The sequence below is a fragment of the Catonella sp. genome (genome assembly GCF_052169795.1).
Classification (GTDB): domain Bacteria; phylum Bacillota; class Clostridia; order Lachnospirales; family Lachnospiraceae; genus Catonella.
This window is the reverse complement of sequence record NZ_JBQNBU010000004.1, coordinates 1-25915: the sequence shown is the minus strand read 5'-3', so window position 1 is coordinate 25915 and position 25915 is coordinate 1. Positions and strand designations below refer to the sequence as shown.

Sequence of the window (25915 nt, the reverse complement as noted above, 5' to 3'; positions counted from 1 at the left end):
GTTTTTCGTAAGAAAAACGAGCGGATTGCGAGTGTTGTTGTAGGACTGCGAGAGTGCGAAGCACGAAGCAGTCCAGTATCATTACTAATACAAAGTTATCAGCAAACTAAGTAGCCATTTTAAGGCAAAAATAAATTCTCTTTATCCATACTTTTTAGGATAATATCATACTCTCTTTCGTTAATATTATACAATTTTGCAACTCTCAAATCTAATTCATTATAAAGCTGTATTGTCCTGAATGTATCTACCTTAATGCCCAGTCTCAGTATCTTATCTACTACTTCAATAATCTTATTTTGTTCCTCTACTCCTACAACAGGAATAGGGATTTTTTCTATATGTGACCTTAGTACCTTCACAGAATCAAACATTTTTCTAAAATAAAACTGCACTATTCTTGAATTAAGTATTCCCATTACATATTTGGTATAAAGACCCGGAATCTGAGGGATTAGTACATTACAGCTATTCAGTGTAAGTGTACTCTTGTTATCATAAGCCATGACTATCTGATTACAGATAAATCTATATATAAGTTTTTCCTTTACCCTGTAATGTTCCGTAGGAGCGACCTGCTGATAGAGTTCAGGCTTGAACTCTATGTATTTTGAAGGATTTTTGGACTTATACTTAAATACATTGTTACCGCTGAGAATCTGTTCGTTTTTGTCTGACTTGGTATCCGAGAGAAATCTCTTGTTATCTCCGGTGATGATACCAAGGGCAAAGGTGGACTGACCTGCAAGGGTGGTATGCCCCATTGTAGCCTCAATTTTCTGTATTATCATATATTCGTCATCAGTGGTATTGAAAGAGCAGTATTCAGCATTCATTTTTCGTTCAATATCAATTGTGTATTCTCTATGCCCTTCCTTAATTCTCATGCCGAGGGATGAAAATGGAAGTCCGGTATACTTCATCTGTAAGATGATACTTGGACAGTTAACGCTGTCAAAAGCCTTGCTTAAAAATTCAATATAATCAAAAGAACATTTTTCAAATATAATTTTTCTTATAGGTGTATGTGACTTAACATTTAATATAGCATGAGGAAGAATGAATGAAAGAGTTCCATTCATTTTCAAATTGCTTAAAGCCTGTTCAATAAATATATCATAAGATTCTATCGACAGGGTGGTTGCACAGCTGAATTTATCATGAAGCTTAATTTTTTCATCATGTGAATAATGGTAACCCCAAGGAGGGTTGCCAAGTATATAATCAAACTTCTTATTTTTAGGAAAGTAGAGATAATCAGACTCGGTAATATGGCTGTAAATTAAATTTTTATCACTCAGCCTGTATCTGAATGCGTAATTGATTCTGGCAAGTTTTACGCTGAGAGGGTCTATATCGTTTGCGTATACATTATTGTGGTGAAAACTATCAGGAAACTGCAAAATGAAATTTCCTGTACCACAGCATGGGTCAAAAATTTTCTTATCATCCATCTTATCGGAAAGAGTAAGGTTGTGACATAATCTTTTGGCAACTTTAGAAGGAGTGTAATAACATCCCTGTACCTTTCTTTCACGAGAACTTTTTAACGAAATATATAGCAGACCGATAACATCGACATCTTTCTCGTAATAATAGTCTTTTGCAAAAAGTTCAGAATACTCATCAATGATGTCTGACACACCTTCAATACCGTCTATGAGGTCATTAATCAAAAAGCTATATGGCTCAGGCAGATATTCGTTGTTTATAAAAGCCTTTAAGACAGGTATATTAATAGACGAATCTGACATTGACAGTATGAGCTTTAAGGCACAGTCAGCTATGATGGATAATAAAAGTTCATTTGTAATTTCAATGTTGTTTTCATCAACAAAGTTTACTATTTCCTGAACAGGAGCAAGATTTTTTGAATCATTTGGTATATAAGAGTAATACAGACCTCTTCCCGATACAAATTTTTTATTGCGCCTGCTTTTTAAGGCAGCATTATTACCGCTAGAAATATCTGCTTTGAGTTTCTGCATATAATCTATGGTAAAATAAGTTGTGCCTAGTTCTGCAGGGATTAGTTTGCCTAATTTAATCCAGTTTTTAGCTGTTGCTTCTGAAATTGATAATTCCCTGCATACATCAGCAAGAGAAAGCATCTTCTCATCGGACCGTCTTTTCATGTCGAACCTCCTCTGTACTAAGTTGTTAATATGTTATAACTAAAATTTAGTTTTCCTACTTCTATTATAGTCTTAAATAAGACCATTGTCGATAAAAATATTATATTTTAAAAATAAACATCAATAAGAGATTCTATTCTCCGTTATCATTAATTAAGGAATTATTTTGAAAAAAGTTAAACAAAAAACTTAAAAATGATTTATAATAATATAAAAGATGGTGTTTTAAAAAGAGTTTTGATAATACTTGAGGAGGGACGATATGGACTTTCAATTTTGGCTTATGGCATTTATAATATTGGTTGTAATGGAGTTCCTGACAATGGGACTTACAACGGTATGGTTTGCAATAGGTGCGTTGGCAGCTTTTTTTGCCAGTCTGTTCGGGGCAACACTGTGGATTCAGATTATTCTGTTTTTGATAATATCCCTTGTAGTACTCGTAGTATATAGACCGCTTGCAGTAAAATATGTAAACTCTCGCAGAACTAAAACGAATATTGATGATTTAATTGGCAAAGAAGCTAAAGTTGTTGAAAGAATTGATAATGTCAACCAGATAGGCAGGGTAGTTTTAAACGGAATGGATTGGTCTGCAAGAACTACTATAGGAGGAACTATAGAAGTAGATACTATAGTCAAGGTAGTAGATGTTCAGGGGGTTAAGCTGATAGTAGAACCTGTTATCTCGGATGGATTTATGAATTTCGGTAAAAATACAGTTCAAGATAATATCTGATTGAAATAATATAGGTAATTTTGTAAAATGTGAAGGGATGTTCCCGATACATATAAAAATGAAGAAAAGAGGTATTTCTATGAGTGAATTATTAAATGTACAATTTCTTTCATTGACATTGGTTGCAATAGTTATAATCTTGATATTTGCATCCTGCATTAAGATTGTGCCACAGGCAACAGCTATGGTTATTGAAAGACTTGGAGGCTATCAGGATACTTGGCATGTAGGTATTCATGTAAAAATGCCTTTCATTGACAGGGTAGCTAAGAGGGTTACTTTAAAAGAGCAGGTAGCAGATTTCCCGCCACAGCCTGTTATTACAAAAGATAATGTGTCTATCAGGATAGATACGGTTATTTTCTATCAGATAACAGATCCTAAACTTTATGCTTACGGTGTAGAAAGTCCTATCTCAGCTCTTGAGAATCTTACAGCTACTACACTTCGTAATATAATAGGTGATCTTGAGTTAGATGAAACTCTTACATCACGTGAAACTATAAATACACAGATGCGCTCAACTCTTGATGTGGCTACAGATCCTTGGGGAATCAAGGTAAACAGAGTAGAGCTTAAAAATATTATGTGTCCTCCTGACATTCAGGGAGCAATGGAGAAGCAGGCTAAGGCAGAGCGTGAAAGACGTGCTGCAGTTACCAGTGCGGAAGGTGAAAAGAAGGCAGCCATCCTTGTAGCGGAAGGTAAGAAAGAGTCTACCATTCTTGAAGCAGAAGCTGAGAAGGCAGCTCAGATTCTTCGTGCAGAAGCTAAGAAGGAAGCTACCATTCGTGAGGCGGAAGGTCAGGCAGAAGCTATACTCGCAGTTCAGAAGGCCAATGCTGACGGTATTAAGCTCCTTAATGAGGCGGCTCCTTCAGGTGAGGTAATCAAGCTTAAAGGACTTGAGGCTTTCGGAAGAGCAGCAGACGGCAAGGCTACAAAGATTATAATTCCTTCAGAGATACAGGGGCTTGCAGGGCTTGTAAGCGGAATAACTGAAGTAGCTGCACAGGCTAAAAAGCAGGCGGAGGAATAAGTCCACATAAAAATGTTACATAAATGAAATCAGCTTATATCTTATTAAGGTATAGCTGATTTTATTTTGTTTATACTTGAAACTTTGAAATATTGGTACTATAATCGTTTTATAACTTTGAAATATCGGTACTATAATCGTTTTATAACTTTGAATAAATGGAACATTATAATTTATGGAGGCAGAATATGTTTGAAAGAAAAGCGTATAAGAAGCTGAAATACTGGAAAGAAAAGAAGGCTCCGAAGTATTCTGTGCTTTTGGAAGGAGCGAGACGTGTTGGGAAGTCTACGATTGCGGAGGAATTTGCAAAGCAGGAATATAAATCATATATAAAGATTGATTTTGCCAATGTAAAGAAAGATGTGCTTGATGTGTTTGATGATATTGCCGATTTAGATATTTTTTTTCTTAGGCTGCAGACAGCTGCAGGTGTCACTTTATATAAAAGAGAATCTGTCATTATATTTGATGAAATACAACTAATGCCTAAGGTGAGGCAGGCTATCAAATACTTGGTAGCAGACGGCAGGTATGATTATATTGAGACCGGTTCATTAATAAGTATAAAAAAGAATGTCAAGGATATTGTCATTCCTTCAGAAGAAATGAAAATACAGATATATCCAATGGATTATGAAGAATTTATGTGGGCAGTCGGCAAGGATACTTATCCGGTTTTAAGAGAACTCTATGAGCGCGGAAAAGCTGTCGGAAACTCATTAAACAGAAAATTAATGAGAGATTTCAGAATATATATGGCTGTAGGCGGAATGCCGCAAGCAGTTGCAGCATATGTAGAGGGAAAGAACTTTATTGAAATAGATGAGGTAAAAAGGGAGATTATAAATCTTTATAAAGATGATTTCTTCAAAATTGATAATACAGGACTAATTGGAAGAATGTATGATTCGGTTCCCGCTCAGCTTGCAACAAACAAGAAGAGCTATGTTATATCAGCAGCTACAGGAAAAAAGAAAATTGATAAAGATCTGGAGAGATTTTATGACCTATTAGATTCAAAGACGGTATTACCCTGCTATAATGTTCTTAATCCAAGTGTTGCACTGGCTCAAACCAGAGCTGACGAAACGTTTAAATTGTATTTGGCTGATACAGGATTGTTTACAACAATGATTTTCAATTCATCAGGAGAGATTGATGAGAACATTTATACAAAGCTGTTAAGTGACTCTCTTCCTGCGGATCTGGGATATCTGTATGAGAATGCTGTTGCACAGATGATAGCCGGCTCGGATAGAATACTTTATTATCATACTTGGAGAAGAGAGGGCAGTTCACATTATCATGAAGTTGATTTTCTTCTTGCGTCAAAAACAAAAATAGTTCCGATAGAAGTAAAATCATCCGGAGTAGGGAAGCACAAATCAATTACAGAGTTTCAGAAAAAATATTCTAAACAGGTTTCAAAACAGATTATGCTATCACAAAAGGATGTAGGCCATGTTGAAATGTTGAAATTATATCCGATTTATATGTTGCCTTATATTCTTGAAGAATTATAGGGCTGTGAACTATGGCGTGAATAATTGGAGTATAATATTTACAACAAAGTTTGATGTATGATATTATAGGACAGAAATTTTTAACTTCTTATTATATTTAGAATAAGACTGTTCCTGAATGTGACAATGAAGGGATATGTGAGAAGAGGTTTTGTGAATAATTTGAGATAAATTTAGGAGAAAATATGAATTTACTTACAGCAGAAAATTTATCAAAAAGCTTTAACTCAGACAAGATAATTTTTGAAAATATTTCTTTGGGCATAAATGAAGGAGATAAAATAGGGCTTATAGGTATAAACGGTACAGGAAAATCCACCCTTTTAAAAATCCTTGCAGGAGAGGAAGAAGCTGACAGCGGAAAACTTACTAAAGGTAATGCGGTTCGTATAGCCTATCTTCCACAGAACCCTGAATTTGACGATAACGAAAGTGTTATCTCAGAGGTAATCAAGGGCAAAAAAGCGAAAAATGAATTCTGGGACATGGAGGGAGAAGCAAGAAGCCTGCTTGCAAAATTTGAAATAGAAGATGTGGAAGCAAAAGTAGGTACACTTTCGGGTGGACAGAAAAAGAGGGCTGCCCTGGTGCGTACTCTTCTTGATGATGCAGAAATTCTTATTTTAGATGAGCCTACCAACCACCTTGATACAGCTATGTCCGAGTGGCTTGAGGATTATTTGAAAAAAATGAAACAGGCACTATTCATAATCACACATGACAGATATTTCTTAGACCAAGTAACCAACAGGATAGTGGAGCTTACACATGGAAAGCTGTATTCCTATGTGGGCGGTTATATGAAGTACCTTGAGCTTAAGGCAGAGCGTGAAGAAATGGAGATTGCAACCGAGCGGAAGAATGCCGCCCTTTATAAAAAGGATTTAGTCTGGATGATGAGGGGCGCAAGGGCTCGTTCAACAAAGCAGAAGGCACATATAGAACGCTTTGAGGAGCTTAAAAACAGAGATAAGATTATAGTTGATAAAGAAATAACGGTTGACTCGGTTTCCAGCCGTCTTGGTAAACAGATTATTGAGATTGATAACATTTCAAAGGCTTACGGAGATAAAGTGTTATTTACCGACTTTACCTATATGTTTAGAAGGATTGACAGGATAGGTATAATAGGTAAAAACGGCTCAGGTAAATCAACCCTGTTAAAAACCATTTTAGGGCAGGTAAAACCTGACAATGGAAATATCATCATAGGGCAGACTGCTAAAATAGGCTATTTCTCACAGGATTCCGGTGAGCTAAACCCCAATCAGACAGTTATAGAATCGGCAAAAGATATAGCAGAATATGTACAGACCAAAGATGGTACTGTTTCAGCTAGTAAAATGCTCGAACGCTTCCTTTTTGAAGGGGCAATGCAGTATACCAAGATAGAGAAGCTTTCAGGAGGAGAAAGACGGAGGCTGGCACTTTTACATACCCTCATTTCTGCACCTAATATACTTATCTTAGATGAGCCGACCAATGACCTTGATATAACCACACTTTCAATCTTGGAGGATTATTTGGACAGCTTTGACGGAGTGGTTATTACGGTTTCACATGACAGATACTTCCTTGACAGGGTGGCAAACAGGATATTTTCATTTGAAAATGGTTGTATAAAGCTTTATGAAGGTGGTTACAGCGATTATCTTGAAAAAGCTGAGCCTAAGACAGAGGAAGTAAAAGCAGAGAAAAAAGAAAGTGATGCAAAAAAGGAATGGAAGGCAAACAAAGTTACTAAGCTTAAGTTTACCTATGCTGAACAAAAAGAATTTGAAACTATAGATGAGGATATTGAAAAGTTAAACGAGGCTATAGAAAAGCTTGATGCAGAAATAGCTGAAAATGCTTCCAGATATGGAAAACTGGGTGAACTGATGGCGGAAAAAGAAAAACTGGAAAAAGAACTTGAACACAAAGAAGAGAGATGGCTTTATCTTACAGAACTTAATGAGAAAATAAAAGCCGGAGGAAGATAGATGCAAATTACATCATTTATATTAAAGGTAGTTGCTATAATCAGTATGCTGATCGACCACCTGGCAGAGGCTCTTTACAATGTGATTCCGGGTGAATGGTGGGGATTGTATGACCTGGGTAGAATAATAGGTAGAACGGCATTTCCGCTGTTTTGTTTTATGATTGTAGAAGGATATTACCATACAAGGAATAAATGGCGGTATTTAGGTAGTTTGGCACTGCTTGCCCTTATATCGGAACTGCCTTTTGATTCAATGTTTTCAAGAACTGATTTTAGATTTGAATACAGTTATCAAAATGTGTTTTTTACCCTTGTAATGGGGCTGTTTGCAATAATTTTAGTTGATGGCATAAATAAAAATGTAAAAAATATTTTCTTAAGTATTATCTTACAAATTACAATAATTCTGCCTATAATGTTTGCAGGACTTGAAATCTCGTCAGATTATGGAGTGATTGGTGTTATTTTAATAATGGCTATTTATTATTTTGAAAAACTGCAGGTGCTGTTTTTAAGATTTAGTGAAAACTTTGCATCAGAAAGAATAAGGTTCATATTTGCAGGAATTGCGGTATTTATATGGCTTGTAAGCTATGACTTGTTTTCAGGGAGAATAATTGAAACCTTTGGTCTTCCGGCGGTTATTTTGATTATGCTATACAATGGGAAAAGGGGGGAGTACAAGATACCTAAATATGTATTTTACCTTTTTTATCCGATGCACCTGATTCTGCTTTATTTTATGAGGAAGGTGCTTGAAGGATAATGAAATGTGTAATTGTCTGTCTTGAAAATCTGCCGGAAAAAGAGCTTTATTTTATAAGAAATATTTTTAAAGACTTTGAAATAGTATACATAGAATGTGAAAAATTTGACAATGTCTTAAAGATAAATGACCGTCAAGAAGGAGTACTTATTATTTCTTCGAAAAACTTTACCGTAAAAGCTTTAAATATGGCATTAGTGACTATTGTATATGATGAAAATGAAGGCGAGAGTCTGCCCTATGGAATTGATTTGATAGTGGGAAGTTTTGAAGAGATGGAAGCTGATTTTTTAATAAGACTCTATCAGCATAAAAAAGGTATTCCCTGCATAATAGCTGTGACAGAGAGGATGGTGCTCAGGGAACTTTGTAAGGAAGATATTGATGAAGTTATAAAAGTCAGCAGGCAGAAGCATGTACTTGAGTTTGTGGAAGATGGAAGAATGCCTGAGAATGAACAGAGGGAGAAACTATTAGCATATATTAAAAATATTTACCGATTTTATGATTATGGAATTTGGGGAATATTTGATAAAAGGGATGATGCCCTTATAGGGGTAGTTAGTTTAGATTTGTTGGTACATGGCGAAGATGCAGAGTATGAAATAGGCTTTTTTATAAGGCAAGAAACGCAAGGACAGGGCTATGGCTCAGAAGCTGTAAATGCAGTTATAAGTTATGTAAAGGAGAGAATAGGAATTGTAAGGCTTACAGCTGTAACAAAGAGAGAAAACATAGGAGCAATAAAATTACTTACTAAATGTGGATTTAAAAGGAGGGAACAAGATGGAACTGCCAAAGGATGCAACTATACTTTTGAGTTATATTAACACACAGCTGAGAGATTTTTATCCAAGTCTTGAAGAATTTTGTAAGGCAAAAGGGGTAGAAAGAAGTTATATAATTGAACAGTTGGAAAAGATTGACTATGTGTATGATGAGGGACTTAACAAGTTTGTGTAAAATAGAGGCTTGAAAAGGATAGTTATTTAGGTTATAATATTGATAGCTAAAGGAATAATATCATGATGACACAAACCCCTGAGAGGTGTGAACTCTCAGGGGTTCTTGAACATGTAGGCTAGTTGTCATTATTGATTCTGTCTAACCATTTGCAAATGAGATAGCTAGTCACATTTGCCATAACAGAAATGATAAAAGGAACAATATGCATAGATGACACCCCCTTCCCGCTGTCGGTCTGGAGTATGACAACAGAATAATTTTATATTATATATTTTTGATAGTCAATTAATTTGAGATAATAAAATTATAAAAAATAAAAAAGTGTAAAAAATGTATTTTGGAAAAGCCTTGCAAAGACTAGTTATTTAGGCTATAATATGAACAGCTAAAGTAATAAGTGACATATACACAAACCCCTGAGAGATGCGAGCTCTCAGGGGTTCTTGTACATATAGGCTAGTTGTCATTATTAATTCCGTCTAACCATTTGCAAATGAGATAGCTAGTCACATTTGCCATAACGGAAATTATAAAAGTAATAAGTTCCATATACACACCCCCTTCCCGCTGTCGGTCTGGAGTATGACAACAGAGTAATTTTATATTATAAATTTTAGATAGTCAATTAATTTGAAGAAATAAAGCTCATATTTACAAAAATTTAACTTTAAATATGAGTTTTTATATGCTATGATATGTAGTATTAAAAACTACATGCAAGGAGAAGCATATGTCATATTTAATTTTATGCGACAGTGGAGCGGATTTAACAGATGAATTAAAGGCAAAAGAGGAAGTTATTAAAGTTCCTTTAAGCTTGATGCTTGGAGATGAGGTTTTTGTAGACGATGAGAATTTGGATGCCCTAGATTTTCTTCAGAAAATGAAAAATTATCCGGATACCCCTAAATCAGCCTGCCCTTCACCTGAAGATTATTTAAAACATTTTGAAAAAGCTGATGAGGTATATATAATAACTATTTCTTCTAAGCTATCTGCCTCGTATAACTCGGCTAAGATTGCAATAGATATGTATCATGAGGAAAAAGGAAAAAATAAGATATACCTGATAGACTCCAAGGGAGCGGCAGCCTCTCAGACATTGCTTGCTAATAAAATAGTAGAGCTTAAAAATGCCGGAGCAAACTATGATGAGACGGTAAAAGGGGTAGAAGAGCTTAATGCGAAGAAGCAGACTACCTTTGTGTTGGAAACCCTTGAAAATCTTAGAAAAAACGGTAGGCTTACAGGCCTTAAGGCGTTTATTGCAGAGGCACTCAACATAAAGCCTGTTATGACCACGGACAAAGAGGGTAACATTATTAAAGCTGATCAGGCTAGAGGAATTAATAAGGCCTGTGCACTTCTTGCTGATTTAACAGCTAAACACGCAATAGAAACAGGAAGTAAGGCACTTGTAATTTCTCACTGCAATTGTCCTGAGAGAGCGGAAAAAATAAAAGCAATGCTTGAAGAAAAACATAAATTTGAAAAAGTAGATATTGTACCGACAGGAGGGCTTGCTACTCTTTATGCGGCAGAAGGTGGCATAATTATAGGTTGTTAACAGTGTAATATTTAAATAAAAAAAGAAGAGTCCAAATTAAAGGACTCTTCTTTTTTTTATAAAGGGCTACTGATCGGACTCGAACCGACGGCCTGCTGATTACGAATCAGCTGCTCCACCAACTGAGCTACAGTAGCAAATTGCCTTGTTATTATAACTGAAAAAATGTAAAATGTAAAGGGCAAGGTGTTTACAAAGAATAAGAATTATGATATAAAACTAAGTATGCGTTTGTAGCTCAGCTCGGATAGAGCACCGGCTTCCGAAGCCGGGTGTCGCAGGTTCGAATCCTGTCAGACGCATTTTTTGTATTTTAAAATAAAAATATGGGTAACTTTGATAAAAAAATATCAGAATATAGTGAATTGATACTTGATATTTTTCTCTATTCAAGTTAGAATAATAGATAAGTTTGATAACCCGAATCATTCACGCCATAGGTCACAGACCTATCATATTGTATAGTATGTTAGAGTCAACAGCTTTCGGTCTGTGACTATGGGGTGATATTACCAAACATCTGTAAAATATCGTAATTTCGAGCCTTCGGCTTGATTACGATATTTCACAAGATGTTTCGTGAATAATTTGGGATAAACAATATCAACACATATATTTAGGAGGATACTAAAATGGCAGTTAAAGTTGCAATTAATGGTTTTGGTCGTATCGGTCGTCTTGCATTCAGACAGATGTTCGGACATGAAGGTTCAGAAATCGTAGCTATCAATGATCTTACAGATCCTAAGATGCTCGCTCACCTTCTTAAATATGATTCATCACAGGGTAAATATGCACTTGCAGATAAGGTTACAGCAGGTGAGGACAGCATTACCGTTGATGGCAAGACAATCAAAATCTACAAGGAGAAGGATGCAAACAACCTTCCTTGGAAAGAGCTTGGAGTAGATGTTGTACTTGAGTGTACAGGTTTCTATACAAGCAAAGAAAAATCACAGGCTCATATCAATGCCGGTGCTAAGAAAGTTGTTATCTCCGCTCCTGCCGGTAACGATCTTCCTACTATCGTATATAATGTTAACCACGAGAATCTTAAAGCAGAGGATGACATCATTTCTGCAGCTTCTTGTACAACAAACTGCCTTGCACCTATGGCTAAGGCACTTAATGACTTTGCTCCTATCCAGAGCGGTATCATGTCAACCATTCACGCTTACACAGGCGATCAGATGACACTTGACGGCCCTCATCCAAAGGGAGATTTAAGAAGAGCAAGAGCAGCAGCAGCTAACATCGTTCCTAACAGCACAGGTGCAGCTAAGGCTATCGGTCTTGTTATTCCTGAGCTTAACGGCAAGCTCATCGGTTCTGCACAGAGAGTTCCTGTACCTACAGGTTCAACAACTCTTCTTTACGCAGTAGTTAAGAGTGATAAGGAAATCACAAAGGATGATGTAAATGCAGCTATGAAGAAGGCTTCAGATCCTGAGACATTTGGTTACAATGAGGATCAGATCGTTTCTTCTGATATCGTTGGTATGACATACGGCTCACTCTTTGATGCTACTCAGACTATGGTATCTAAGACAGGTGACGGACTTTACCTTGTACAGGTTGTTTCTTGGTATGATAATGAGAATTCATACACATCTCAGATGGTTAGAACAATTAAGTACTTCGAGAAATTTGTAAAATAATGATATAATAAATGCGGTTAAGCCGCCGAGGGCAAGGGCTCTCGGTGGCTTTTTTCACATAATGGAAAATAAGGAGAATAAACCAATGGCAGGATTAAATAAAAAAAGCGTTGATGATATTAATGTTAAAGGTAAAAGAGTGCTGGTACGCTGCGATTTCAATGTACCTCTTAAAGAAGGTAAAATTACAGATGAGAACCGCCTTGTGGCTGCTCTTCCTACAATCAAGAAGCTTATAGCAGATGGCGGTAAGATTATACTTTGCTCACATCTTGGTAAGCCAAAGGGAGAGCCAAAGCCTGAGCTTTCACTTGCTCCTGTAGCAGTTAGACTTGCTGAACTTCTTGGTCAGCCTGTAAAATTTGCGGCTGATGATGAAGTGGTAGGAGCTAATGCTAAGGCAGCTGTAGAGGCTATGAAAGACGGAGAAGTTGTACTTCTTCAGAACACAAGATATAGAAAAGAAGAGACAAAGAATGGCGAAGAGTTCTCTAAAGAACTTGCTTCACTTGCCGATGTATTTGTAAATGATGCTTTCGGTACAGCTCACAGAGCTCATTGCTCAAATGTAGGTGTAACAGAGCATATCGATACCTGCGTAGTTGGTTATCTTATGAATAAGGAAATCGAGTTCCTCGGTAATGCGGTTGAGAATCCTAAGCGTCCTTTTGTAGCAATACTCGGTGGTGCTAAGGTAGCAGATAAGCTCAATGTAATCAACAACCTTCTTGAGAAATGCGATACTCTCATCATCGGCGGTGGTATGGCTTATACCTTCCTTAAGGCTCAGGGTAAGGAAATCGGACTTTCACTTGTTGACAATGAAAAGGTTGATTATTGTAAAGAAATGCTTGAAAAGGCAGAGAAACTTGGTAAGAAACTTCTTCTTCCGGTTGATTCTGTTACAATTAAGGATTTCCCTAATCCAATAGATGCCCCTGTAGAAGTAGAAACTTACGATGCAGATAATATGCCTGCTGATAGAGAAGGCTGCGATATTGGACCAAAGAGTGCTGAAATTTTTGCAAATGAAGTTAAGTCTGCAAAGACAGTAGTTTGGAACGGACCTATGGGTGTATTCGAGAATCCTACACTTGCAGCAGGTACACTTGCGGTAGCTAAGGCTCTTGCAGAGACAGATGCAACTACCATTATCGGTGGTGGAGATTCAGCAGCAGCTGTAAACCAGATGGGATTTGGTGACAAGATGAGCCACATTTCTACAGGTGGCGGTGCTTCCCTTGAATTCCTTGAGGGCAAGGAACTTCCGGGTGTAGCAGCAGCTAATGATAAATAAGAATAATTTGGGATTACCAATTTAGAAACGGTTTTATAAAATTATTATTCTACCGGTCTTGCGACTTAGTGTGATAGTAATATGGTGTAAATTAGATACTAATGGAATTAAAAGAGTGCCGTATTTATGTGTTGCGATAGTTAATAAGGTTGGTAGGAATTTGAAAGGTTAATATAATGAGAAGAAAAATAATTGCAGGCAACTGGAAGATGAACAAGACTCCTAGCGAGGCAGTTGCATTAGTAAATGAATTAAAAGATTTAGTTAAAAATGATGAAGTAGATGTAGTTTACTGCGTACCTGCTATTGATATAGTTCCTGTGGTAGAGGCTGTTAAGGGAAGCAATGTTAAGGTTGGTGCGGAAAATATGTACTTCGAGGAGAGCGGTGCTTACACAGGTGAGATTTCAGCAGCTATGCTTAAAGACGCAGGTGTAGAGTATGTAATCATCGGTCACAGTGAGAGAAGAGATTATTTCAAAGAAGATGATGTGCTTCTTAACAAGAAGGTAAAGAAGGCTATAGAGGCAGGAATTACTCCTATTCTTTGCTGCGGCGAGACTTTAGAGCAGAGAGAAATGGGCATAGCAGTTGATTTTATCAGACTTCAGATTAAGTCTGACTTAAAGGATGTTGCAGCAGCAGATGTAGCTAAACTTGTAATAGCTTATGAGCCTATCTGGGCTATCGGTACAGGTAAGACAGCTACAAGTGAGCAGGCTGAGGAAATCTGTAAGGCAGTTCGTGATTGCGTAAGAGAAATGTATGATGATGATACTGCTGAGAAGGTTCGTATCCAATACGGCGGTTCTGTAAATGCAGGCAATGCAGCAGAGCTCTTTACAAAGCCAAACATTGACGGTGCTTTAGTAGGTGGAGCAAGCCTCAAGGCTGATTTTGGCAAGATTGTAAACTATAAGTAAGAATTTGACATTTTAGTTTTAATAGACTATAATGAAAGATGTAAAAGATTATTAAGTGTTCCATGAGTTCAAAAAGCGAACACCCCGGAGTGTCCTCTCCGGGGTGTTCTATTCCGTTTTTTAGAAAGGTGGTTTAATCCTTTTTAGGCTGGCCGCCTTTTTTCTTTTCTCTGTCCAGCCATTTGCAGATATAGTTTGCTGCTATACTTGCCATAACAGAGAATACAAAAGATATTAAGTTATCCACGAGCTCACCTCCCTTCTATGCCTAGCGGGAGAGGCAACGGTAATATTATAGCACATAAGTTCTGTATTGTCGTAATAAAAATAAGAAAAAAAGAAAAATTCCCAAAATTTGAACAAAACACATATAAAATATAAAATCCTCCTGAAAATTTAGTGAGATTTGCATATGATATTAATGTAATTTTTAAAAATTATAGGAATAATTTTTGAACAAAAGAGGAGAAAAGATATGAAGAAAAAAGTATTAGGCTTATTGCTGGCAGGAGCAATGGTTGTAACTTCGCTATCAGCTTGTGGAGGAAAACTTATGAGCATTCCTTATCAGCCAAACCTTTTTGCATTCTTCTATAATAAGGATATATTTAAACAGGCAGGTATAACTGCGGTTCCAACGACTTGGGATGAGTTTGTAGATGTTGCTAAAAAGGTTAAAGCAGCAGGATTTGATGCAATAACAAGTGATGATGCTTATATAGTATCTATGTTTGGTTATCATTTAAGCCACTTAGTTGGAGCAGAAAAGGCAACAGATATAGTTAAGAACGGCAAATGGGATGACCCTGCTGTTATGCAGGCAGCAAAAGACTATGAAGCACTTGCAAAAGATGGTCTTTTCTCAGCACAGATAGGTGGAAATGCTTGGCCGGCAGGACAGAATACAGAGCTTGCAGGCGGTACAGCAGCTATGTACTTAAACGGTTCTTGGCTTCCAAATGAAGTTCGTGATATAGCTACATTTGAATGGGGATGCTTTGGATACCCAAGCCTTAAGGGTGGTGTAGATGGTCCTGAGGCTGCTAACTATGGAGCACAGGTACTTGCTATTAATAAGGATTCCAAGCAGGCAGATAATGCTTTCAAACTTATTACATATATTACAAAGGGTGAGTTTGATGCTAAGCTTTCAAAAGAATCAATTGGTATTCCGGCCGATTCTTCTAATACAGAATGGCCTGATCTCTTAAAAGATGTTAAGCCTGTTATGGACAGCCTCAAAACCCGTTATGTATGGGCTGCAGGAGCAGAAGCAAATGAAAATATGACACCTATTATCAAAGAGAATTTCCAAAAGCTCTGTGCAGGTACAATTTCAGCTGATGATTTTGTAGGAGCACTTAAGGCGGCAGGAAAGTAAAAATAGTACTTTGAAGTGATTAGTTATGGTGGTATCGCAGAGGGCGTTACCACCATAAACTTTATATATACTTTATTTGGAGGTGATGGGATTGAAAAAAAATAAAGCAATGATAATTACATTTATCACTCCGGCAGTCCTGATGTTTTGCGTTATATTTTTATATCCTATATTGAGAACTATCTTAATGAGTTTTTTTAATATTGAGGGTGTAACTGACAAGATGTCAAGCTGGACCTTTGTAGGTTTGGATAATTATATTAAATTATTTTCTACAAAGCTTTTTATGATATCAGCTTGGAATCTTTTTAGAATATGGCTTTTTGGGGGAATAGTGGTAATGGCATTAGCCCTGCTCTTTGCTGCTATTATAACTAGCGGAATAAGGGGAAAGGCATTTTTTAGGGCAGTGATATACATGCCTAATGTAGTAAGTGCTGTGGCACTTGCGACAATGTGGCTTCAATATATATACAGTCCGAAGTTTGGCTTGATTAAAAACTTTTTTGCTTCGTTAGGTCTTGAAAAACTGTCTAAAATACTTTGGTTAGATGCAGACCATAAGTTTACGGCTCTCCTTATAGCATATTGTTTTGGAATGGTGGGCTATCATATGCTCATATTTACAAGTGGAATTGAGCGTATAAGCAAAGATTATTATGAGGCTGCTACATTGGATGGGGCAGATAAAATTAAGCAGTTCAGATTTATAACACTTCCACTTTTAAAAGGAATCTTTAAAACCAATATTACTATGTGGAGTGTAACCAGTGTAGGATTTTTCGTATGGTCACAGCTTTTTTCAACAGTTACGGCGGATACGGGAACTATAACACCTATGGTGTATATGTATTTACAGATTTTCGGTGCGGGAAATGCTGTGACAGAGAGAAACGCAGGGCTTGGTGCAGGCGTAGGTGTAGTTCTCAGTATTGCGGTTGTGTTGGTGTTCTGGGTTTCTAATATACTGCTAAAAGATGACAATATAGAATTTTAAGGAGGACGAGAAGATGGCAAAAAAAGAAAAAGATTTCAGAGAACCTTTTCGTCTGAAAAAAGAATTGAGACTCTTGCCGGGTATAATCACAGTTACGATATTTAACTTTATCAATATATGGAATGAGTACTTCCTATCTTTGATATTTGCGAATTCAGACCAGGTGCGTTCGGTAGCTGTAGGACTTTATTCTATGATTAATTCAATGAGGTATACGGGAGATTATGCAGGCATGTTTGCGGCGGTTATGATAGTCTTCTTACCTACATTTGTACTTTATATCTTCCTTTCAAATAAGATTATTGCAGGTGTTACAGGGGGAGCCATTAAGGGTTAAACACAATTAGATAAATGGTATTAAAAAGGGCATATCATCTTGATGGAGATATGCCCTTCTTAGATTGGTATCAAATTTTGGGGAAAATATATAAAACAGAGAATTTTTGTTAAGAAACATACCATTTTGCATCCAGTTTTTTATCTGCAAAATAATTAATCATTTCTTCTGTAAGGCTTACACCTTCATGCATTTGGATTATATCTTCAGGGTAGAACCAGGTTCCTTCCTTCAATTCATCTTTGTCAAGCTGTATCTTATCATCTCCGTCTACCTCTGCAAAGAAGCCTGCAAGTAAAGAAGAAGAGGCAGACCAAGGCTGGCTTTTATAAAAGGAGATGTTTTTAAGTTTAAGCCCGACTTCTTCAAAAGCCTCTCTAGCGGCACTTTCTTCAAGAGTTTCACCTATTTCAGTAAAACCTGCAACAAGGGCATAGCGGTTATAGCCTTTATTCGCATATTTGGTAAGTAAAATCCTACCCTTACTTATAATACCTACTATGACTCCGGGGCAGATTTTAGGATAAATCAGGTTGTTACATTTAGGACATCTTACCATACGCTCCTTACTGTCTAAGGTAGTATGATGACCGCATCTGCCACAGTAGCGATTAGCTTTATACCAAGAGTAGAGCTGCCAAGCTGTTATAACTGCAAACGAAGTGTCAAGCGGCTTAATAGAGCGATATTTAAGTGCAGGAAGATAGCATAAGTTCTTGGTCTCTGGAGAGAAATTATCATCATTTAAAAGATAGAGTTCTTTTTCCACTCCGTCAAGTTTCATTTTAAAAAGATAGATTAGTTTATCCGAGATTGAAGTGTTCTTATCATTCAGCTCTGAAAAAGTAGGCAGAGTCCATATAATTTCTTCACTATTAGCCTTGCCGGGTATCGCATTTTCAAGGCTTTCAATATTTCCCTCAGCATGACAGAGTAAGTCATTGTTCTTAAAATATAGTATTAGACTTTCATCGTTTGCTTTAGCATTTGGGTTGTAGCTGTTATTATAATCATTATTTAATAAATCCTGTATCATACTTTTCCTCTTTAATAATTGATATGAAGATTGTAACACTTATTAAAATAATATAAAAGTCTTTTAGGGGAAATTATTGTTTTTCATACTACTGATTAAAAAATATCAATTAAACAGTTAAAATATTACCTATGTAAAAAATAAAAAATGTGTTATATTAAAATTCATCAAGAATACAGGATAAAATTTAATGGACTTTGGAGAAAAATATGGAAAATTATAATAGGTATCAGAGAAATTATTTTATGCCAAAGAAGCCTAGCTATGACTGGGTACAAAAAGAATATATAGATAAGCCGCCATATTGGTGTTCTGTGGATTTGAGGGATGGTAACCAGGCACTGATAGAGCCTATGAGCTTGGAAGAAAAGCTGGAGTTTTTTAAAATGCTTGTAGAAATAGGCTTTAAGGAGATAGAAGTGGGTTTTCCGGCTGCCTCAGAAACAGAGTATAATTTTATTAGGGCTTTAATTGAAAATAATCTTATTCCTAAAGATGTGACAATTCAGGTGCTTACTCAGGCAAGGGAACATATTATAAAGAAGACTTTTGAAGCGGTAAAAGGAGCACCGCATGCAGTTATCCATGTATATAATTCTACATCTGTGGCACAAAGAGAACAGGTGTTTGCAAAAAATAAAGAAGAGGTTAAGGAGATTGCGATAAATGGAGCAAGATTGTTAAAAAAGCTTGCATCAGAAACAGAGGGAAATTTTTTGTTTGAATATTCTCCTGAGAGTTTTACAGGGACAGAGGTGGAGTATGCCCTTGAAGTCATAAACGCAGTGATAGATGAGTGGAAACCGACTAAGGAAAATAGGGCTATTATAAATCTTCCTGCTACAGTAGAACTCTCACTTCCGCATGTATTTGCTACTCAGGTAGAATATATACATAAAAATATGAAGCATAGGAATGGGGTTATTCTCAGCCTCCATCCTCATAATGACAGGGGGACGGGAGTTGCAATTGCGGAGTTGGGGCTTTTGGCAGGAGCAGACAGAATAGAGGGAACACTTTTTGGTAATGGAGAGCGGACAGGAAATGTGGATGTAGTCACACTTGCTATGAATATGTATTCGCATGGAGTAGATCCAAAGCTTAATTTTTCTAAACTGCCTGAGATAAAAGAGGTATACGAGAGACTTACTCGAATGGAAGTATCTCTTAGGCAGCCTTATGCGGGAGAATTAGTATTTACGGCATTTTCAGGCTCTCATCAGGATGCAATATCAAAAGGATTTGTTTACAGGGGAGAACATAAAGAGGATAAGTGGGTGGTACCATATCTTCCGATTGACCCCAAGGATGTAGGCAGAAGTTATGATGGAGATGTAATCCGTATAAACAGTCAGTCCGGAAAGGGTGGAGTAAGTTATATACTGCGAACAAATTATGGAATTGAAATACCGAAGAATATGCAGGAAGAACTTGGCTATACAGTCAAATCTGTTTCTGACCATGAGCATACAGAACTTACTGCAGATAGGATTTATGATATTTTCTTGGATAAATATGTGAACAACAAAGAAGTTTTTTCCATAAGAGATGCCGAGTTTGTACAAAGTGGTGGTTTTCTTGCAACAGTATGCATTACGCATAATAGCAAAGAACGAATAGTTAAATCCAATGGTAACGGACGATTGGATGCTGTTGCAAATGCTCTCAGACAGTATTTTGACATAGATTATGATATATCCGAATATGAAGAACATGCCTTAACCAAGGGTTCAACTTCTAAGGCAGTGACCTTTGTGGGAGTTGTATATGAAAATAAAAAATATTGGGGTGTAGGTTTTGATGAGGATATTATTAAGGCATCCATAGATGCACTTGTGTCTGCACTTAATCAGCTTGAGAAACTTTGTTTTGTAGAAGAAAAAGAAGAAAGGCTGAATAATATATTGAATATAATTCAAGAGAATTATAGGGACATCACTTTGGAGAAACTTGCTGAAAAGACTTATCTTTCTAAGCCTTATCTTTCAAAATATATTAAAGCTAAGTCGGGCTTATCTTTTGGAGATAATGTAAGGATGATAAGGCTTAAAAAGGCAAAGTCGCTTTTAGTCAGTGGCAATTTAAAGGTAGAAATAATTTCTGAGATTGTGGGTTATCCTAATGTAGAACATTTTATCAGAATTTTTAAGAGGGAATTTGGAAAAACCCCGTCACAGTTTAGGAGTGAAGCTAATAGAAATAAATAAGAAAAAGGAACTGTAGTACTAACAAAAATGTTGGTATACAGTTCCTTTTTTGTTAAATGAATATTTAAAGATTTTCTAGTAATTGAACATTGCCAAAGCCCCAAGGCTTATGGTTATCATTATAAATCCTGCCAGTAAAACCCCTGCCAGTACAGCGACAGTGCCTTTTTTTATATTAATACCTAACAGACAGGCAGCAAGGCTTCCTGTCCATGCTCCGGTACCCGGAAGAGGAATACCGACAAAGAGAGTAAGTGCAAGATATAGACCGAAACCTGCCTTATTTTCTAATTTTCTGCCTGCCCTGTAGCCTTTTTCGAGGAAGAAGGAAAATATCTTTCCGATGTAAGGTTTGTCCTTTCCCCAGTGAAGTATCTTGCCCGCAAAAAGGAAGATAAAGGGAATCGGCAGCATATTTCCGATTATAGATATGCCGTAAGCCGTAAGCGGACTTAACCCTATGGCAGTGGCAAGAGGAATGGCACCACGAAGCTCTATAAGAGGAAGCATTGAAATAAAAAATACCTGTAAATATTTAATCAGCATGAAACCTCACTTTATGGGAGGTAGAAAGCAGGGATAGATACATCTGCACTTCCATACATTTTCTTAGCAAAGAGAGCAGACACAGCCTTAAATGTTTCATCTGAATAATGAAGATCGAGAATTTTGGCTATGCAGTGAAAAGTATTAGGTGACATGCAAACTCCCCAAGTATCAGGAAGATTTGGCATTTCAGAAGACGAAATCATCAGTGGTGTAATGGTGATTATATCTTCGGTTTCTACATTGCAGGCGCAGATGATTAATTGTTCTTTATCGTCGAGTTTGAAGCTAAGCTCGTATCCTTTACCATTGTTTTTATTAGCAAAAAAAGAAGAGGCATCAGCCTTGATGGCAGCAGTATTAAGTAAAACATTTTTATTCAGAGAAGGAATGGCTTTTACAAGCTCAATTAGTTTATTTATGCTGCTTTGACTAAGAATATCGCCGCTTATTGAATCGCTGTCTTTTTTATCCATTAAAAATGTGATTAAAGCATCAATTTCATCTTGTGAAAGTAGTGACATATTTTTTTCAGACATAAGAACCTCGCTTTCAAATTTTAAAGTATTTATATTATCATTATAACAACCTCATGCTAAAAATACAATGGAAAAGTGGGACAAGAGATAAGAAAAATGCGATAATGATAGTTGTTATCAAAATTATCTGAAAATTATTGAGAAATTACATCAATTAACGCAAATTGCACAATAAAAATACATTAATAACCTTTACAGAATTAAACTTAAATAGTAAAATTAAAGAGAATGTTATAAAGTTTGTAACAAATGTTTTAACTCCTAAGTGTTAGGGTTATCAGTATCAATATTATTCAAAATTTAAGGAGGCTATCTATGGCTAGATCAATGAAAACTATGGATGGAAATACCGCTGCCGCTCACGTATCCTATGCGTTTACAGATGTTGCAGCTATCTATCCTATTACACCTTCTTCCCCTATGGCTGATTACACAGATCAGTGGGCTACACAGGGAAGAAAGAACATTTTCGGGCATGAGGTTATTATGTCTGAGATGCAGTCTGAGGGTGGTGCAGCCGGAGCAGTACATGGCTCATTACAGGCCGGTGCGTTAACCACTACCTATACAGCTTCTCAGGGACTTTTACTTATGCTCCCTAATATGTATAAGATTGCAGGAGAATTACTTCCTACAGTATTCCATGTATCAGCCCGTGCACTTGCAAGCCACGCACTTTCTATATTTGGAGATCATTCAGATGTTTACGCCTGTCGTCAGTCAGGCTTTGCTATGCTTTGTGCAAACAGTGTACAGGAGGTTATGGATCTCGGTGCAGTAGCACATCTTAGTACAATTGAGAGCCGTGTGCCTTTCCTTCATTTCTTTGACGGTTTCAGAACTTCACACGAAATTCAGAAAATCGAAGCCTGGGACTATGATGATTTAAAAGACATGTGCAATATGGAAGCAGTTGCTGCATTCAGAAATAAATCACTTAACCCTAACCGTCCATTACAGCGTGGTACAGCTCAGAACCCTGATATCTTCTTCCAGGCAAGAGAGGCTTCTAACCGTTTTTATGATGTTGTGCCTGAGGTTGTTCAGAACTATATGGATAAGGTTAATGTTAAAATTGGTACTAATTATAAATTATTTAATTACTACGGTGCTGAGGATGCAGACAGAGTAATTATAGCTATGGGTTCAGTTTGTGAGACAATTGATGAAACCATCGACTATATGAATGCTAACGGACACAAGGTTGGTGTTGTTAAGGTTCGTCTTTACAGACCGTTCTCAGCTAAACACCTTATTGCAGCTCTTCCTGAGACTGTTAAGAATATCATCGTACTTGACCGTACAAAAGAGCCTGGTTCTCTCGGTGAGCCTCTCTACCTTGATGTAGTAGCTTCACTCCGTGGAACTAAGTTTGAGAACTGTCTTGTTACTACAGGCCGTTATGGTCTTGGCTCTAAGGATACAACTCCAGCTCAGATTATTGCAGCTTATAAGAATACAGAGAAGCCAAGATTTACCATTGGTATCAAGGATGATGTAACCCATCTTTCTCTCGATATTACAGAAAATCCTTCCACAGCTCCTGCCGGAACTACCTCTTGTAAGTTCTGGGGACTTGGTGCAGACGGTACTGTTGGTGCAAATAAGAACTCTGTTAAGATTATCGGTGACCATACAGATAAATATGCACAGGCTTATTTTGATTATGATTCAAAGAAATCAGGTGGTGTTACTATATCTCACCTTCGTTTCGGTGATAAAAAGATTAACTCTACTTACCTTATAAATAAAGCAGATTTTGTTGCCTGTCATAATCCATCCTATGTACGCAAGTATGATATGGTACAGGATATCAAAGACGGCGGTACCTTCCTTCTTAACTGTCCTTGGGATGTAAATGAGCTTTCAGAGCGTCTTCCTGGTCAGGCTAAGAAGTATATCGCTGAGCATAACATCAAGCTTTACACAATAGACGGTATCAAGATTGGTAAGGAAATCGGTCTTGGTGGGCGTATTAATACAGTGCTTCAGGCAGCTTTCTTCAAGCTTGCAAATATCATCCCTATCGAAGATGCTGTGGAGTATATGAAGGCAGCAGCTAAGGCTTCTTATCAGAAGAAGGGTGACGATGTTGTACAGATGAACTACAATGCGATAGATGCAGGTGTATCCGGTATTGTAGAAATTCAGATACCTGAGGACTGGAAGAATGCAGAAGCAGAGGATATCTCAGCTAAGGCAGGAGAAGGTCTTGAAAATGTTGTACACTATGTAAATACAATTCAGAATAAGATAAATGCACAGGCAGGTAATACACTTCCTGTATCAGCCTTTGTGGAATATGCAGATGGTACTACACCATCAGGTTCGGCAGCATTTGAAAAGAGAGGAATAGCAGTAGAAGTTCCTACTTGGAATAAGGATACCTGTTTACAGTGTAACCTCTGTTCTTATGTATGTCCTCATGCAGCAATTCGTCCTGCCGTTATGGACGAGGAAGAGGCAGCTAAGGCTCCTGATTCTATGAAAATGGTAGATATGAAGGGTATGCCGGGCAAGAAGTTTGCAGTTACTGTATCCGTACTTGATTGTACAGGTTGCGGTTCTTGCGTGAATGTCTGCCCTGAGGTTAAGGGAAATAAGACTCTTTCACTTTCAGCTCTTGATACACAGCTTGTAGAGCAGAAGAGCTTTGATTATGGAAGAACGCTTGAACTTCATGAGGATGTACTTGCTAAGTTCAATGCAGTTACACCAAAGGGAAGTCAGTTCAGACAGCCTTACCTTGAGTTCTCAGGTGCTTGTGCAGGCTGTGGTGAGACTCCTTATGCTAAGCTTATTACTCAGATGTTTGGTGATAGAATGTATATTGCAAATGCAACAGGTTGTTCTTCAATCTGGGGCGGTTCTTCACCTGCCAACCCATATACAGTTGACAAGAGGGGCAGAGGTCCTGCTTGGGCTAACTCACTCTTCGAGGATAATGCTGAGTATGGTTATGGTATGGCACTTGGAACGGAAGCTCTTAGAATGAGAGTTATTGACAATGCTGAGAAGCTTATTGAAAAGGTAGATGCTGATACCAAGGAAGTTATTCAGAAGTATCTTGATACAAGAAAGAGCTCAGGCGAGAATACAGAGGCAGCAAGAAGAATGGTTCAGGCACTTTCAGCTTGTGGTGTTGAAGCTGAAGAGAAAGATTATATCCTTGCTAATGCTGACTTTGCAGGAAAGAAGAGCCAGTGGATCTTCGGTGGAGACGGTTGGGCTTACGATATCGGTTATGGCGGTCTTGACCATGTACTTGCCTCTAACAGAGATGTAAATGTATTTGTATTTGATACAGAGGTTTACTCAAATACAGGTGGACAGGCTTCTAAGTCTACTCCAACAGGTGCTGTAGCGCAGTTTGCTGCAGGCGGTAAGGAAGTAAGAAAGAAGAATCTTGCTGAGATAGCTATGGGCTATGGTTACATTTATGTAGCTATGGTAGCTATGGGTGCTGATTACAACCAGTGTGTTAAGGCTATAGCTGAGGCTGAGGCTTATCCTGGTCCATCACTCATAATAGGTTATGCACCTTGTATCGCACATGGTATTAAGGGTGGTATGAGAGTTTCTATGACTCAGGAGAAGAAGGCAGTTCAGTCCGGTTACTGGAGTCTTTTCCGTTACAACCCACTCCTTGCAGAAGAAGGAAAGAACCCATTCACTATGGATTCAAAAGAGCCTACTCTTACTTATAGAGAGTTTATTGAAACTGAAGTTCGTTATAATAGACTTCTTAGAAGCAACCCTGAGAAGGCAGAGGAATTATTCAAACGTTCCGAGGCAGAAGCTAAGTTCAGGCGTGAGACATTTAAGAGAAGAACTATGTGGAATGTTGAGGAGTAAAATGAGGTGGTTGTTTAGCCTGCATTTACTTGACAGATACAGCCTGGATAGTGTAAAATTAAAATTGTAAAACCACATAGATAAACACAAAAAAGCCTAGAAGCTGCAACTTCTAGGCTTTTCCCATGCAAAGCGTGGCAGGCTAGTTGTTATTATTATGTCAGTGTAGGAGATGACAACAGGAATATTATAGCAAAATAGCAAAGAACTGCAAGTAAATATAAAAAGAATAGTTTGCAAAAAAATATAGTAGTCCTAAGTAAAAGTGGACAGGTGTCACATAAGAGCAAAAATACCCTTTGTCAATACTTGACTATAATTGCTTTTAAAAGTAAAATTTTATAGTAATTATTATTAAAAAATGATAGTGTCAACTGACATATGAAAAAATGTTAGTAAGAAAAAAGCACTTTCACA

The 25915-nt window shown here is 37.2% G+C and carries 18 protein-coding genes, 2 tRNA genes and 2 pseudogenes; 17 read left to right on the top strand and 5 right to left on the bottom strand.

All coding sequences use genetic code 11. The annotated features are described in order from the left end of the window. Nucleotides 1-119: 119 nt before the first annotated feature. Nucleotides 120-2135 (bottom strand): TaqI-like C-terminal specificity domain-containing protein, encoded by a 2016-nt coding sequence (locus tag ACTTKP_RS01125; protein ID WP_442552062.1) that lies wholly within the window; start codon nt 2133-2135, stop codon nt 120-122. Between the two features lie 262 nt (nt 2136-2397). Here ACTTKP_RS01125 and ACTTKP_RS01120 point away from each other — a divergent pair, with 262 nt between their 5' ends. From ACTTKP_RS01120 to ACTTKP_RS01085, 8 genes are all read left to right on the top strand, one after another. Further along, entirely contained in the window at nt 2398-2874 is a 477-nt protein-coding gene (locus ACTTKP_RS01120; protein ID WP_442552061.1) for an NfeD family protein, read from the top strand. 79 nt (nt 2875-2953) lie between these two features. Next, nucleotides 2954-3913: an SPFH domain-containing protein gene (locus ACTTKP_RS01115; protein ID WP_442552060.1), complete on the top strand. Its 960-nt coding sequence runs from the start codon at nt 2954-2956 to the stop codon at nt 3911-3913. A 188-nt stretch (nt 3914-4101) separates the two neighbouring features. Beyond that, nucleotides 4102-5439 carry an ATP-binding protein gene (locus tag ACTTKP_RS01110; protein ID WP_442552059.1) on the top strand — a complete coding sequence of 446 codons (1338 nt, stop codon included), beginning with the start codon at nt 4102-4104 and terminating at the stop codon, nt 5437-5439. A 185-nt stretch (nt 5440-5624) separates the two neighbouring features. After that, entirely contained in the window at nt 5625-7421 is a 1797-nt protein-coding gene (locus tag ACTTKP_RS01105; RefSeq protein ID WP_442552058.1) for an ABC-F family ATP-binding cassette domain-containing protein, read from the top strand. After that, nucleotides 7422-8189 (top strand): TraX family protein, encoded by a 768-nt coding sequence (locus ACTTKP_RS01100; RefSeq protein ID WP_442552057.1) that lies wholly within the window; start codon nt 7422-7424, stop codon nt 8187-8189. Then, nucleotides 8189-9019 (top strand): GNAT family N-acetyltransferase, encoded by an 831-nt coding sequence (locus tag ACTTKP_RS01095; RefSeq protein WP_442552056.1) that lies wholly within the window; start codon nt 8189-8191, stop codon nt 9017-9019. The genes ACTTKP_RS01100 and ACTTKP_RS01095 overlap by 1 nt, the downstream gene beginning before the upstream one ends. Beyond that, nucleotides 8976-9152, top strand: a complete 177-nt coding sequence (locus ACTTKP_RS01090; RefSeq protein WP_442552055.1) for a DUF4250 domain-containing protein — start codon at nt 8976-8978, stop codon at nt 9150-9152. Before ACTTKP_RS01095 ends, ACTTKP_RS01090 begins: the two co-directional genes overlap by 44 nt. Before the next feature lie 733 nt (nt 9153-9885). Then, complete coding sequence (locus tag ACTTKP_RS01085; protein ID WP_442552054.1) at nt 9886-10722, top strand: DegV family protein; 837 nt, start codon at nt 9886-9888, stop codon at nt 10720-10722. Between the two features lie 64 nt (nt 10723-10786). Here the strand turns inward: ACTTKP_RS01085 and ACTTKP_RS01080 are convergent. Next, nucleotides 10787-10859, bottom strand: a tRNA-Thr gene (locus ACTTKP_RS01080). Nucleotides 10860-10949: 90 nt separating this feature from the next. On the opposite strand from ACTTKP_RS01080, the gene ACTTKP_RS01075 reads away from it, so the two are divergent. The 7 genes and pseudogenes from ACTTKP_RS01075 to ACTTKP_RS01045 all read left to right on the top strand — a co-directional run. Further along, nucleotides 10950-11024, top strand: a tRNA-Arg gene (locus tag ACTTKP_RS01075). A 330-nt stretch (nt 11025-11354) separates the two neighbouring features. Next, the gene (gene gap, locus ACTTKP_RS01070; protein WP_442552053.1) at nt 11355-12380 is read left to right on the top strand and encodes a type I glyceraldehyde-3-phosphate dehydrogenase; all 1026 of its coding nucleotides are present in this window, start codon (nt 11355-11357) and stop codon (nt 12378-12380) included. A gap of 85 nt (nt 12381-12465) precedes the next feature. Beyond that, nucleotides 12466-13677 carry a phosphoglycerate kinase gene (locus ACTTKP_RS01065; protein ID WP_442552052.1) on the top strand — a complete coding sequence of 404 codons (1212 nt, stop codon included), beginning with the start codon at nt 12466-12468 and terminating at the stop codon, nt 13675-13677. 173 nt (nt 13678-13850) lie between these two features. Next, on the top strand, nt 13851-14600 hold the full coding sequence (tpiA, locus tag ACTTKP_RS01060; protein ID WP_442552093.1) for a triose-phosphate isomerase: 750 nt from the start codon (nt 13851-13853) through the stop codon (nt 14598-14600). Between the two features lie 541 nt (nt 14601-15141). Further along, a pseudogene (locus ACTTKP_RS01055) lies at nt 15142-15981 on the top strand (ABC transporter substrate-binding protein); the annotation flags it as partial. A gap of 91 nt (nt 15982-16072) precedes the next feature. Then, the gene (locus tag ACTTKP_RS01050; protein WP_442552051.1) at nt 16073-16978 is read left to right on the top strand and encodes a carbohydrate ABC transporter permease; all 906 of its coding nucleotides are present in this window, start codon (nt 16073-16075) and stop codon (nt 16976-16978) included. A 76-nt stretch (nt 16979-17054) separates the two neighbouring features. Further along, a pseudogene (locus ACTTKP_RS01045) lies at nt 17055-17315 on the top strand (carbohydrate ABC transporter permease); the annotation flags it as partial. 109 nt (nt 17316-17424) lie between these two features. On the opposite strand, the gene nudC reads toward ACTTKP_RS01045, so the two are convergent. Next, nucleotides 17425-18351: an NAD(+) diphosphatase gene (gene nudC / locus ACTTKP_RS01040; protein ID WP_442552050.1), complete on the bottom strand. Its 927-nt coding sequence runs from the start codon at nt 18349-18351 to the stop codon at nt 17425-17427. Between the two features lie 209 nt (nt 18352-18560). Here nudC and ACTTKP_RS01035 point away from each other — a divergent pair, with 209 nt between their 5' ends. After that, nucleotides 18561-20558, top strand: a complete 1998-nt coding sequence (locus tag ACTTKP_RS01035; protein WP_442552049.1) for a 2-isopropylmalate synthase — start codon at nt 18561-18563, stop codon at nt 20556-20558. A gap of 75 nt (nt 20559-20633) precedes the next feature. Here ACTTKP_RS01035 and ACTTKP_RS01030 read toward each other — a convergent pair whose 3' ends face one another. Further along, nucleotides 20634-21104, bottom strand: coding sequence for a COG2426 family protein (locus tag ACTTKP_RS01030; protein WP_442552048.1), 471 nt, complete (start codon nt 21102-21104; stop codon nt 20634-20636). 11 nt (nt 21105-21115) lie between these two features. After that, nucleotides 21116-21643, bottom strand: coding sequence for a hypothetical protein (locus ACTTKP_RS01025; RefSeq protein ID WP_442552047.1), 528 nt, complete (start codon nt 21641-21643; stop codon nt 21116-21118). A gap of 315 nt (nt 21644-21958) precedes the next feature. Between ACTTKP_RS01025 and nifJ the strand changes: the two genes are divergently transcribed. After that, nucleotides 21959-25498, top strand: a complete 3540-nt coding sequence (gene nifJ / locus ACTTKP_RS01020; RefSeq protein WP_442552046.1) for a pyruvate:ferredoxin (flavodoxin) oxidoreductase — start codon at nt 21959-21961, stop codon at nt 25496-25498. The last annotated feature ends 417 nt before the right edge of the window (nt 25499-25915 follow it).